Source organism: Nocardia vinacea NBRC 16497 (assembly GCF_000308835.1).
Taxonomy (GTDB): domain Bacteria; phylum Actinomycetota; class Actinomycetes; order Mycobacteriales; family Mycobacteriaceae; genus Nocardia; species Nocardia vinacea.
Genome location: NZ_BAGN01000369.1, coordinates 1 through 12,263, shown reverse-complemented (window position 1 = coordinate 12,263; position 12,263 = coordinate 1). Strand labels below are relative to the sequence as shown.

General features: G+C 65.4%; 11 protein-coding genes and 2 pseudogenes. 8 read left to right on the top strand and 5 right to left on the bottom strand.

What is annotated here, in order from left to right; all coding sequences use genetic code 11:
* Positions 1–4: 4 nt before the first annotated feature.
* Together ON44_RS54200 and ON44_RS34665 are read left to right on the top strand one after the other, a co-directional pair.
* A pseudogene (locus ON44_RS54200) lies at positions 5–124 on the top strand (hypothetical protein); the annotation flags it as partial.
* A gap of 13 nt (positions 125–137) precedes the next feature.
* Positions 138–1,583: a WD40 repeat domain-containing protein gene (locus tag ON44_RS34665; protein WP_040698551.1), complete on the top strand. Its 1,446-nt coding sequence runs from the start codon at positions 138–140 to the stop codon at positions 1,581–1,583.
* A gap of 14 nt (positions 1,584–1,597) precedes the next feature.
* On the opposite strand, the gene ON44_RS34660 is transcribed toward ON44_RS34665, so the two are convergent.
* Positions 1,598–1,876, bottom strand: coding sequence for a hypothetical protein (locus tag ON44_RS34660; RefSeq protein ID WP_040698549.1), 279 nt, complete (start codon positions 1,874–1,876; stop codon positions 1,598–1,600).
* A gap of 234 nt (positions 1,877–2,110) precedes the next feature.
* Here ON44_RS34660 and ON44_RS34655 point away from each other — a divergent pair, with 234 nt between their 5' ends.
* A complete protein-coding gene (locus ON44_RS34655; protein ID WP_040698545.1) occupies positions 2,111–3,049 on the top strand; it encodes a Rossmann-fold NAD(P)-binding domain-containing protein in 939 nt (312 codons plus the stop codon).
* Positions 3,050–3,235: 186 nt separating this feature from the next.
* On the opposite strand, the gene ON44_RS34650 is transcribed toward ON44_RS34655, so the two are convergent.
* Positions 3,236–4,168, bottom strand: coding sequence for a hypothetical protein (locus ON44_RS34650; protein ID WP_157187424.1), 933 nt, complete (start codon positions 4,166–4,168; stop codon positions 3,236–3,238).
* Positions 4,169–5,169: 1,001 nt separating this feature from the next.
* Here ON44_RS34650 and ON44_RS34645 point away from each other — a divergent pair.
* Together ON44_RS34645 and ON44_RS34640 are read left to right on the top strand one after the other, a co-directional pair.
* On the top strand, positions 5,170–5,883 hold the full coding sequence (locus ON44_RS34645) for a TetR/AcrR family transcriptional regulator (RefSeq protein WP_040698560.1): 714 nt from the start codon (positions 5,170–5,172) through the stop codon (positions 5,881–5,883).
* Between the two features lie 4 nt (positions 5,884–5,887).
* Positions 5,888–7,018, top strand: coding sequence for an FAD-dependent oxidoreductase (locus ON44_RS34640; RefSeq protein ID WP_040698541.1), 1,131 nt, complete (start codon positions 5,888–5,890; stop codon positions 7,016–7,018).
* A gap of 156 nt (positions 7,019–7,174) precedes the next feature.
* Here the strand turns inward: ON44_RS34640 and ON44_RS34635 are convergent, their stop codons facing one another.
* Positions 7,175–7,714 carry an alpha/beta fold hydrolase gene (locus tag ON44_RS34635; RefSeq protein ID WP_245567464.1) on the bottom strand — a complete coding sequence of 180 codons (540 nt, stop codon included), beginning with the start codon at positions 7,712–7,714 and terminating at the stop codon, positions 7,175–7,177.
* Between the two features lie 2 nt (positions 7,715–7,716).
* Positions 7,717–8,157 (bottom strand): nitroreductase family deazaflavin-dependent oxidoreductase, encoded by a 441-nt coding sequence (locus tag ON44_RS34630; RefSeq protein WP_040698539.1) that lies wholly within the window; start codon positions 8,155–8,157, stop codon positions 7,717–7,719.
* Positions 8,158–9,067: 910 nt separating this feature from the next.
* Here ON44_RS34630 and ON44_RS34625 point away from each other — a divergent pair.
* Positions 9,068–10,102: an alpha/beta hydrolase gene (locus ON44_RS34625; RefSeq protein ID WP_083898308.1), complete on the top strand. Its 1,035-nt coding sequence runs from the start codon at positions 9,068–9,070 to the stop codon at positions 10,100–10,102.
* Positions 10,103–10,121: 19 nt separating this feature from the next.
* A pseudogene (locus ON44_RS34620) lies at positions 10,122–10,829 on the top strand (zinc-binding dehydrogenase); the annotation flags it as partial.
* Between the two features lie 107 nt (positions 10,830–10,936).
* On the opposite strand, the gene ON44_RS34615 reads toward ON44_RS34620, so the two are convergent.
* Positions 10,937–11,521 carry a TetR/AcrR family transcriptional regulator gene (locus ON44_RS34615; RefSeq protein WP_040698536.1) on the bottom strand — a complete coding sequence of 195 codons (585 nt, stop codon included), beginning with the start codon at positions 11,519–11,521 and terminating at the stop codon, positions 10,937–10,939.
* Positions 11,522–11,628: 107 nt separating this feature from the next.
* Between ON44_RS34615 and ON44_RS34610 the strand changes: the two genes are divergently transcribed.
* Positions 11,629–12,263, top strand: a 635-nt coding sequence (locus tag ON44_RS34610) for an oxidoreductase (RefSeq protein ID WP_040698534.1), incomplete at its 3' end; no start/stop codon positions are given.

The window sequence follows — 12,263 nt, the reverse complement described above, 5'->3', positions numbered from 1 at the left end:
GGATCTGCGCGCCGGGGCCGAGATCCGGGTATTCACCGGGCACACCGACGCGGTGACTTCGGTGGCCTGCACCGTCGTCGACGGTCGTCCGGTCGCTGTCACAACCTCGTTCGACGGGACGGTGCGGGTGTGGGATCGTGCGCGCCGGGGCCGAGATCCGGGTATTCACCGGGCACACCGACGCGGTGACTTCGGTGGCCTGCACCGACATCGGAGATCGTCCGGTCGCTGTCACCACCGGTCGCGATCGGACGGTACGGGTGTGGGACCTGACGACCGGGGCCGAGATCCGGGTATTCACCGGGCACACCGACTGGATCAGCGGGGTGGCGTGCATGCGCATCGGTGACGAAACTATCGCTGTCACAACCTCTTACGATCGATCTGCGCGGGTGTGGGATCTGATTGCCGGGGTCGCGGTCGCGGTATTCACCGGGCACACCGACCCGGTGACCGCGGTGACGTGTGCGCACATCGCTGACGAGACTGTCGCTGTCACAACCTCTTACGATCGGAAGGTTCGGGTGTGGGATCCGCGGACCGGGATCGAGCGCGCGGTATTCACAGGACACACCAATTGGGTGAGTGCGGTGGCGTGCACCAGCATCCACGGCGACCCGATCGTCGTCACGGCCGGCTGGGACCACAGTGTACGAGTGTGGGAACTCGATACCTCACGCAACGTGCGGCAGGCATCCGTGCATACCGACCTGGTATTCGCCGCGACCGTTCACGCCCTGCCGGAATCCGTCGTGGCCGTCACCGCCAGCCGTGACGGCACCGCGCGGGTATGGGATCTGGGCAGCGGGGCCGAGCGCACCGTATTCACCGGGCACACGGACTGGGTGACGGCGGTGGCGTGCACCGGCATCGACGGCGATCCGGTCGCGGTGACCACCAGCCGCGATGACACCGTGCGGGTATGGGATGTGCGCACCGGCATGGAGCGGACCGTATTCACCGGCCATACGCATTGGGTGACGGCGGTGGCGTGCACCAGCATCGACGGCGATCCGGTCGCGGTGACCACCAGCCGCGATGACACCGTGCGGGTATGGGACCCGGGGACGGGGATCGAGCGGGCTGTGCTGTCCGGGCACACCAATCCGCTGTGCGTGGCGTGCACGACAGTCGACGGCACTCCGGTCGCTGTCACCGCCGGTGACGACCGGACGGTGCTGGTGTGGGATCTGCGCTTCGGAGTGCTCTTGGAGAAACTTCCCGGCCATACCGGTTCGGTGAATGCGGTGGCGTGCACCAGCATCGACGGTGTGCCGGTCGCCATCACCGCCGGCACCGACCGGTCTATACGGATCTGGGATCTGCGCTCCAGAACTCTCGTGGACGCCCTGTCCGGCCATACCGGGGCGGTGAACGCCGTGGCGTGCACCAGCATCGACGGTGTGCCGGTCGCCATCACCGCCGGCACCGACCGGTCTATACGGATCTGGAATCTCCGCACGATGTCCCCCGATACGGTCATCGATTGCCCGACTCGGCAACAACTCGTCGCGGTGAGCCCGGAAACCGAAATCCTGCTCGCGCTCGGCAATGATGTCGCTGTGCTGTCACGACACTCGTGACCGGGACCGGATTGTCACCCGATGGCCACGTCCGTTGCGGTACAACTACTTTCACCACCTGGGATCGACCCGGGAGCAAGTCGAATCCCACCGCGGCGGCGAGGCAGGAAGTCGGCCGGCCAAGTGAAATGCGGGCCCGGCGCGATGCTGAGCGCGAAGGTCACCACGAAATGGCTGGCCGTGCCAGATCCCTGGTTGGTGACGCGGGCGCACAGTTCGAGATCGCTGCGCGCGTCATCGTTTTCGGGTGCGGCCTCGTGGTGGTGTCGCACCCATTCGTCGGCATTCTGCACGGCACCAACCGATCACGGACCGGTTTCGCTGCGGTAGAAGTAAGGTAGCGAGGTGTGGTCGCGACCGGTGGGTCTACGCGAGAATGAAACCAGAATATCGTTGATCTTGCCCGAACTTATCGGCGCGGGCTGGGTCAGCGAGCAGATCCGGAATGGGTGCCCGATCATCGGCGGCCGGACCGTTGCGCCCAGCGAACCTGGCTTGCCAGCCCTCCACGGCATCCTGGTCGATCGATGATCGCGGGGGTGTTGCGCGAGACTGTGGCTGATGAGCGGCGGGTGGCGGTCACACCCGCCGATGTGGGTCGGCTGGTTGCGGCGGGCCTGGCTGTGCTGGTGGAGGTCGGCGCGGGCGCGGGCGCGGGATTCGACGATCGTTCCTACGAGTGCGCCGGAGCCCGGCTGGTCTCTGACCCCGCAACGGTTTTCCGGTTGGCTGATCTGGTCACCTGGGTGAAACCGCCGATGTACGAGCTGGAGTCGATGCCGCTGCGGTCGGGGCAGGTGCTGATCGGATTCCAGGATCCGATCGCACGCGCCGAACCGATCGCGCGGTTGCGTGGCCGCAACGTGGAGTCGGTGGCGTTCGAGGAGGTGCCCGCAGACAGCGGGGCGGACATCGACGCGCTGTCGGCGATGAGCCGCATCGCCGGGGAGATCGCCTATGAGGACGGGCACCAGTTGTTGACCGCGAACGAGCATGGCCGTCCGGTACGGACGTTGGTACTGGGCTGCGGGCACGCGGGACTGGCAGCCCTCACTGCGGCGGCGCGCCGCGGCGACGAGACGGTCGCCGTCGGACATCGTGTGGAACAACGAGACCAGGCGATCCGGCACGGTGCTGGACGATTCCTTCTCGATCCTGCGATACCGGCATTGCTCGCCGAAGAACAGATCGATCTGGTGATCTGTGCCGCCGTGCGGCGCGGGTTGCCCGCGCCGGTGCTGCTCGGCGCCCCCGAGCTGGCGGCGCTGCGCCCCGGTGCGGTGGTCGTCGATCTTGTCGGCAAAGCCGGTGGAAACTGCGTCGCCACAGTCGTACACGCGACGGTGAGACTTCCTGGCGGTGTCACCGTCACCCATCGCTCGAACTACCCGTCACGACGACCCGTCACCGCGAGCCATGCCTACAGTGCCGCGGTTACAGCGATGCTTTTGTCTCGATGCGGTTGATCTTGTTCTTCACGAATGTGGTCCAGGATATTCGGGCTAGGGCGGACACCGTGTCGGGTAACCGCCGAGGCGCGAAGCGCACGAAAGCGGGTGCGGCTCGCAGCTGAGCAACCCTGATGCGCGACGTGGGTTGTGCGACGGTGACGCGGACCGCATCGCGGCCATCTCAGCAGAAAGTACAGCCTCTCACCAAGGACAGCGGTACTCGGGCGCCTGTCTCCCCGGCCAGTTGATGATCGACTCGAACGAGGCCGCGTGCGAGAAGTCCCGGGCGAAAGCGACGACGAGTTCACGCGCGGTTCGAGGGGCCAATCGCCGCCCTGCCACGACAGGGGCCGAGTCGGGCGGCACGCGTCCGTCGATAACCCCGTAGAGGACCATGAGAACGGAGTACCACTGCCGCCACTCATCCTGGAACCGCCGCAGGAACACCGGCTCTATTTCTCCGCCACCGGATGCGAACACCGACCTCAGGTCGCGCGTTGCCGTGCTCGGCTCGCCGCGTGCCAACAGCACGTGCTGCAACGCGTACGACTCAGCCTCGAAGGTCGCCTGAATCGCGGTTCCGATCCCGAAACCAGCCGACGGTCGGTGCTCCCTGCCGTGCAGCGCTTCGTGGAAGAGCAGCGCGCCAAGCCGATCAGGCGGGTAATCCAGCACCCGCGGGTGCAGCACGACTCGACCGCCGAATTCGCGGAACTCGGCGTCTAGGTCCCCCCGGTTCAATCGGACGAGATCGTGGCCCACGGCGATCCGGAGCTTTTGTTCGGTATAGAAGGGAAAAACGAATCCGTCGCGCAGTTCGACCTCGCCCCGGGTAACGGTCTCGATGCCGACCCGGCAGCGTGCCGCCTGCTCCAGGGACAGCCCGCCCACTCCGGTGACCGCGTCTTCGAACCGCCGGGCAGCGTCCATCCCCGAAGACCACGTCGAACCGGCCTGTTCGGGATGGTCGTCGGAGCTGTGGTCCGGTGTGACATCGACATTGACGAAGCCCACCGGGACGAAATCCGCCCGCCCGAGCGGGGAGAAGCGCACCCGCACCACGTCCGGGTACTCGCGTGGGCGCGGACACACCACGTGGGTGTCATACGCGTGGAAGCGAACTCCCCGCCGCACGATCACAACTATCGTGCGTACCGAAGAACCGCTTACGGCCGTCCGCGCATCGTCGACATTCGCGAACCCGCCGCCGTCGGCCGACCGAATCTCTTCCTCGGCGAACAGAGTCCTCGTACCGGGTGACAGCCCCTGAGCATCCCCGTCGACAGTCAGAAGACCTACGGGGACCGCGGTGTGCGACCGACCGACGTGTCGTTGACGCTGGACGGCAACCGGCCCTTTCGGCTCCGCCGCGCCGATCGCTCGTGCAGTGGCCCGGTTGCCGACCGTCCGTTGCAACTCGAGCCACCTCCGAGCCTGCGGAGACGCACCCCGGTCGACCGGCAAGGATTCCGGTGACTGCCGGGTTCGGCGCTCGTGGTCGAGGTCCGAGTCCTCGGACTTCCTCTTCATGCAGACACTCCCTCAGCTGTCCACGGCCGCAAGCGCACTCCCCGTCCGGCGGAGTGACTCTGCAAAGCCCGCCGACAAGTCGTCGACATCCCAAGAGCGAGAAGGTCATCGACACCTCGGATCGATCCCAGCCCCGCCAGCACAACCACCGAACCTTCAGCCGCAACCCACAAATACGGATGTACCCCAACATGGACTGTCATCGCTGCACTGTCAACAGGCTCGTCGGGGATGGTGACGGCGGCACGGAGGACGCGGTAGACGACGCCGGAGGGGGCGTTTCACCAGGAGCCAGGAAAACCTTTGGCGCTCAACGTTGTCCGCCCGCACATCGATGCCGCCGCGCGAGCCTCGCCCAAAAGGCACGCTGGACCGCGCACCCGCTAGGCAGCGAACACGCCTGGATTCGCGTTCGCCTCCGACTCAGGCACTGTTGCGCGGTGCGCCGCCGAGCGCCAACCCGGCACCAACAGAATATGGCCACATGCCTGGACAGCATTCCAGTTTCGGGATCGCTCGACCACACCCGACTTAACCTAACGACAACGCGTCTTACGGCCCCAACGAACATGTTCGTTACGAACATGTTCGTGTACGGTGGAGGTATGAGTCCAGCAGCTTCGATCCACCGCAGTCGGCGTGAGCGGCCCGCCAAACCGGCGTTGACCTATGAGGGCATCGTCGCGACCGCTGTCGGGTTGATGCGCAGCGAGGGTTTGTCTCGGGTGACGATGCGACGACTGGCGCACGAGCTCGACACCGGGGCGGCCTCGCTGTATGTGTATGTGGCCAATACCGCGGAGCTGCATGCGGCGATCCTGGAGGAGTTGCTCGGTGGGGTGGATTTGAGCCCTGTCGGGGCGAAGGGAGATTGGCGTACGCGGACCGTCGCGGTGTTGACCTCGTATACGAACCTGCTGTTCGAGCAGCCGGGGCTGGCATCGTCGGCGCTGGTTGCCCGGCCTTCCGGGAAGAATTACCTCGCGTTGCTAGAGGCACTGCTCGCATTATTGGACGAGGGGGGCGTGCCCGGCGAGCAGGCGGCGTGGGGGGTGGACGTACTCCTGCAGGTCGGTACGGCAACGGCGGCCGAACAATCGGCGCGCAACCGGACCGTTGATGCCGACGCCGAGCATGCGGTGCTGACTGCGGCACTGCGTGATGCCACGCCCGCTACGCATCCACGGATCGCCTCGTTGGCCGACGAATTGGTCTCCGGTACACCGGAAGCGCGGTTGGCGTGGATCTTCCAGATGCTCGTCAACGGCGTGCTGCATACCGGCCGGACCGGTACTTCGAATTCTCTGGAACAGAGGTGATTTCATGTCGATACACCATCCGATCGTTATCATCGGCGCGGGCCTTGGCGGTCTGACGCTGGCTCGTGTGCTGCACGTCAATGGGATCGATTCGGTTATCTACGAACTCGATTCGTCGCGGTATGCGCGCTCGCAGGGCGGGATGCTCGATATCCACGAGGAGTCGGGGCAGGCGGCGCTGCATGCGGCCGACCTGTACACGGAATTCCGTGGCCTGGTGCTACCAGGCGGCGAGGCGATGCGCGTCCTCGACAAGTACGCGGTCACGCATTTCGCGGATGTCGACGAGGGCGACGGCAGTCGACCCGAAGTCGATCGCGGTGCACTGCGTGATCTCCTCCTCGACTCGCTACCTACCAGTGTCGTGCACTGGGGAGCCAAAGTTGTCGCCGTACAGTCGAATAGCGACGGCACACATGAGATCTTCTTCGAGGACCACACTTCGGTGACTGCCGATCTGCTGGTCGGCGCCGATGGCGCCTGGTCGAAGGTGCGGCCGCTGGTCTCGGACGCGACACCCGCATACTCCGGAGTCTCGTTCGTCGAGGGGTATCTCCATGACGTCGAATCCCGGCATCCCGATATTGCCCAGCTGGTCGGCACCGGCATGCTGTTCGCACTCGGCGATCGCAAAGGCCTACTGGTGCACCGCGAGTTCGATGAGCGAGTGCACTTCTATGCGGCGGTCACGGCTCCCGAAACCTGGCTGTCCACCCTGGATTTCGCTGATCCCATGGTGAAACAGGCAGTGTTGAAGCCTTTTTCCGATTGGGATCCGAGCCTGCGTGCGCTGATCGCGGCGGCGGATGGTCCGCTGATTCCGCGCGCGATCCACCTGCTACCGATCGGGCATCGCTGGTCGCGCGTCCCCGATGTCACCCTGGTCGGTGATGCGGCGCATCTGATGTCGCCATTCGCCGGAGAAGGCGCGAATCTCGCCATGCAAGACGGTGCGGAACTCGGTCGGGCGCTGGCCACCCACCCGATGGAGACGGCGCTGGTGCACTACGAAGAAGCGATGTTCGCACGCGCGGCAACGGCTGCGGCCGAATCCGCCGAAGGCCTGGCATTGTGCTTCGGCGAGGACGCACCCAAAGGGATGGTCGCCATGTTCACCGCGTTAGGCGACCGATGACGAGGTAGAACGCGCACGGTTATAGGTCCGAGAACCCCTGTCTCGTAGGCGATGTCACCCGAGCGCACCCCACAATGCCGCCGACATCACCTGCCACCCCACGCACCTGCTGAGCCAGCAGTTCGGATCCATCACCACACGCGCGGGGAGCACCGGTCACGACCATTCTCGCATCATGGTCCGCGCGCCCGGCGCACCGAATGCCGGTTTGGGTAGGTAGCCGAAGATAGCGGTGAGCACCGGAACGATCACCGTTCCCATGGCCAGCAGGTGCGGTCCGGACAGCGGATACGTGCGGTGATGCGGCAGGGCGCCGCCAACGGTGACGAGACCGTCCCCAGGCGATCGGGTGAGTTCATGACCGGCCGCCAACTGCCCGCCCAGACTGTGCCCCAGCAGTAGCACCGGGCGATCCGGATCGTCGGCTCGCGCATTCGCGACTTCCATTGCGATATCGTCGATTTCGTCGCCATAGGACCAGTCCAGGCCACGGCCCGCCGGTGGCCGGCCGGTTTCGAATCCCCGGCGCGTCAGCGCCTTCGCCTCCCAACCGCGGGCGACGAACTCGGCGACCAACGGCCCATAGTAGCGGGAGCCGATCGCCATCGCCGGTGCGATGAGCACCAGCGGCGGCCGACCGCCGGCATCGGCATTCGCCGCATGCGACTCCCCCGAATCGTCGGGTCGCAGAGGCACGATCAGCTCCCCAGCTCGCAGATCACCACCGGGATCTCACGCGTGGTCCGGGTCTGGTAGTTCGCGTAACCCTTGTACGCCTTGGTGATCTGCGGCCACAGCCGCGCCCGCTCCTCCGGATTCGCGGTGCGGGTGTGCACCTTGCGCCGGCGGCCGTAGATCACGAGTTCGGCATCGGGATGCGCCTGGAGATTGCGGTACCAATCGGGATGCCGGTCGTCACCCCCCTTGGACGCGACCAGGACCACCCGATCCGAGTCGTGAACCGGAGAGGTGAGGTAGCAGGAACGCGGCTGCCCGGACTTGCGCCCGACGGTGTGCAATTCGACCACCGGCATCCCGAATGGGTTGGCCAGCAATCTGTTTCCGCTGACCGTGAGAACCACCCGGTGCCCGAGGTTCATCAGTTTCGCCCCGCCGTCTTTGAGCGTGTTCCTGTCCACCGCATGCCCCTTGTCCGGAATCTTCCCCGCGGTTCACCACCGGGCCGCCGGTTGCGACCTCGTTGACCGCCGAAGTGAGTTAACGGTGCATACATTAGCAAAGGTGTGAGCGACGTCAACATCCCATCGGATATTCGCCGTAAGCGCGGAGACGCTACCCCTGCGCACCAGGTGTGCCCGCACCACCACGCAAGTACACGCTCTCGAGGGCCATTGCAGCCGACCGCCTCGATCATCCGCATCCACTGGACCATCCCCGACACCTGGCCGCTACCGGATCCAGTACACCGGCGCCAGTCGCGACCTCACCGGCGCACTCCACCCCTTCACCACCAGATCGCCGGGGTTCGACGTCCTCTGACAGGACAGCCACCGATGTGATCGTTCGGCCGCTGCCGAGACAGCTTCTACCGCTTGCCGATCCCATCGATGGCCTCGTTCGAAGAGAACGCCGCACAAACCGAAACGATGGAAATTCGAGCAGATACCCACACTCCTGGGCAGCGAACGATATTCCCAGTCGAAAAATATGTCGCCGAAAACAAATTGCAAGCAGAGTAGCGAAGCCCAGAAACTACAAGTCACCAACTCGCGAAGACGGTAGACAACAGCATCGAACCGATTCGGATGCCGAGACGCACCCCCATCGGCACACATGCGACATGGCCAGCGTGGGAGCACGCCCCAGAAAGTATCACGTACTCGAGGAGGCCGTCGGATGCTACGCCAACGAGCCGGACAATTCCTATAGGCTATTTATATAGAAAACTACCGATTTACCTCTCTAGCAAATCGGTTCGGGAAACCTTTCGATATTCATAATCGGCAACATGTCAGCGAATCATGAGCAAGGATGTCCACATCGACCATTCCTCCGCCGCCTCCTCAATGCGAAAGGAGCTTCCTCTCCATGACACAGCTTCCCCCTCCTCCCGAACCGGTACTCGAGCCCGCCGCGCAAGCCCTGGCCGACGCCACGTCATCCCATCCCCGGATCTACGAAGTCCCCCCGAACGAGGGCCGCGACATCCTCGCCGGCCTCCAGACCGGCGAGGGCGTCGACAAACCCGAAATCGACGAAGAGTGGGTGACCGTTCCCGGCGGTCCAACGGGCTCCACACGTGCCCGCATCATCCGGCCGAAGGGCCTGACCGGCACGCTGCCCGTCATCTTCTTCATCCACGGCGCGGGCTGGGTCTTCGGCGATGAGAACACCCATGACCGCCTGGTGCGCGAGCTGGCCGTCGGCGCGCAGGCCGCAGCGGTATTCCCGGCATACGAACGTGCGCCGGAGTCCAAGTACCCCAACGCAATCGAGCAGAACTGGACCGTAGGCAAGTGGGTCGTGGACAACGGCGCCCAGCACAACCTGGATCCGTCCCGCATGGCCGTCTGCGGGGACTCCGTGGGCGGCAATATGTCCGCGGTGTTCGCCCTGATGGCCAAGGAGCGCGGCGGTATCAGGCTGTCGGCCCAGGTCCTGCTCTACCCGGTGACCAATGCGGATTTCGAAACCCCGTCCTACCTGCAGTTCGCCGAGGGCTACTACCTCACGCGCGACGGTATGAAATGGTTCTGGGATCAGTACACCACCGACCCGGACCAGCGTAAGGAGATCTACGCCTCCCCGCTACAGGCAACTGTCGAGCAGTTGCGTGGCCTGCCGACCACATTGATCATCACCGACGAGGCCGACGTGCTGCGCGACGAGGGCGAGGCGTACGCAGCCAAACTGCGCCGAGCCGGTGTCGATGTGACGGCGGTGCGGGCGCTGGGGATGGTGCACGACTTCCTCATGCTCGACAGCCTTCGCGACTGCCACGCCACGAATATGGCCCGCAACCTGGCGATTGAGGCGCTGGCCGAAGCACTGCACGGTTCCAACGCGCGCGCCACCATCCCACACTGGTTCAGTAGCCCGTCCGACACCACGGCGGGCGTCTAGCGGCCATAGGCGGCCGCAGTCCGAGCGGGTCGATGTCACGGCCGCGCAGGTGTTGCCGGTGCCCGACGGAGTCAGCGTCACCGCCGCGGCGGCACTACCGGAGACGGCCGCCACCGTCTGGTCGAACGTGGTGATGACCGGCGGACTGAGCAGCGGTCAGGTCCTCCTGATTCACGGCGGCGGCAGCGGAATCGGCACCCACGCCATTCAGGTCGGCCGCGCGCTCGGCGCCGACGTGGCGGTGACGGCGGGATCACGGTCCAAGCTGGAGCGCTGCCGGGAACTGGGCGCGCAGACATTGATCAACTACCGCGAGCAGGATTTCACGGACGTCTTGAACAGCGAATACCCCGGCGCGAACGTGATTCTCGACATCATGGGCGGCAGTTATCTGGAGCGCAACATCAACTCGCTGGCCGAGAACGGGCACCTGACCATCATCGGACTACAGGGCGGCGCGACCGCCGAGGTGAATCTCGGTGCACTGCTGTTCAAGCGAGGTTCCATCCACGTCACGAACCTGCGCCGCCGGCCCGAGACGGGACCCGGTTCCAAGGCCGAGATCATCAGCGAGCTACGCAGTAACCTGTGGCCCCGGATCGCCGACGGCAGCGTCGCGCCCGTCGTCTCTGCCGAAGTGCCGGTCACCGATGTCGCTGAGGCGTACGAACTACTGGACTCCGCCGACAGCGTCGGCAAGGTCTTGCTCACCATCCGCGAAACCTGAGGAGCATTTTCGCGCGACAGGCCCGGCTTCGCTCCGGGTCGGCTTCGCACGGCGAATCACCCTTGCCACACCACCTTCGACTACACCGCCGGAGGGGCGCACCACACCTACCCTCGCCCCGCCGCCTCGAGCACTGCGGCCACCGCCGAATCGACCCGTTCGGTCACAGCCGTCGGTGACGAAGCATCCAGCTTGCCGTCGAGGTGCAAGAAGGCCAGCCCGTGGACCAGCGCCCACACCGCAGTCGCCATCGGCTCCGGATCGACATCCGGAAATGCTTGCTGGACAAGTGATTTGACGTACGCGCTGATCGCCTCCGCAGCCGCGACGCGCTCGGGGCTGGTCGGATCGCACGGTTCGGCGAACATCACCCGGAACATTCCCGGACGCGTCAGCGCGAACCGGACGTAGGCGTTCGCGACGGCAGCCAGACCTTCGGACGTGGCCTGCGCGGGGTGGGCCACGGCCAGCTGTTCGGCCAGCTCTCGATAGCCCACCGCCGCAACCGCGGACAGCAGCGCCTCGCGATCGGCGAAGTGGCGGTAGGGCGCCGCAGTGGACACCCCTGCCCGCCGGGCCGCCGCGCGCAGCGACAGCTCGGAGGCCCCACCCTCTTCCAGCAGCTCCACCGCTGCGCGCACCAAGGCGTTGGGCAGATCGCCGTGGTGATACGACGTGGTCGACGTTGCCATAGCTAGCTACCTTAACAAGTGTTGACGCCGCTTACATCCTCCTCTAATGTTAGCGCCGCATACTCAATGTGTGCGGTGCAAACATTCCTAGTCGAAGGAGATCGCCGATGCCCAGCGCTTCAACACAGGACGGGCTGTTCTCACCGGTTCAGCTGCGGTCCGGCCAGGTGTTACCGAACAGGATCGCGAAAGCGGCCATGGAGGAAGGTCTCGCCGGGGACGGGCAGCTGCCGGATGAGCGGTCGATCGCCCTGTACCGGCGCTGGGGCGGCGGTGGCGCGGGACTGCTGATCACCGGAAATGTGATGGTGCACGCGGAAGCGCTGACCGGACCGGGCGGCATCGTCTTGGACGCCGACTCCCCACTCGAGCCGTTCGCGGCCTGGGCGCAAGCCGGCAAGGCTGCCGGGGCGGCGATGTGGATGCAGATCAGCCACCCGGGCCGCCAGGTGCAGGCGAATATGCCCGGCGTCGTCTGGGGTCCTTCCGATATCGCCGTCGATGTGGGCCGCCATTCCAAGCGATTCGGGAAGCCGGTGGCGATGACCACCGACCAGATCCGGGAGACGATCGACCGGTTCGCCACCACCGCAGAGCGAGCTGAGCTGGCCGGATTCGACGGGGTCGAGGTGCATGCCGCACACGGGTATCTGCTCTCCCAGTTCCTGTCCCCGCTGGTGAACAACCGCACCGACGAGTGGGGCGGTTCGCTCGAGAACCGAGCACGGCTGCTGCTCGAGAT

Coding starts and splice junctions, on each gene's coding strand:
- ON44_RS34625 (WP_083898308.1), top strand. CDS start 9,068: ATGACACAGCTTCCCCCTCCTCCCGAACCGGTACTCGAGCCCGCCGCG.
- ON44_RS34655 (WP_040698545.1), top strand. CDS start 2,111: ATGATCGCGGGGGTGTTGCGCGAGACTGTGGCTGATGAGCGGCGGGTG.
- ON44_RS34615 (WP_040698536.1), bottom strand. CDS start 11,521: ATGGCAACGTCGACCACGTCGTATCACCACGGCGATCTGCCCAACGCC.
- ON44_RS34645 (WP_040698560.1), top strand. CDS start 5,170: ATGAGTCCAGCAGCTTCGATCCACCGCAGTCGGCGTGAGCGGCCCGCC.
- ON44_RS34640 (WP_040698541.1), top strand. CDS start 5,888: ATGTCGATACACCATCCGATCGTTATCATCGGCGCGGGCCTTGGCGGT.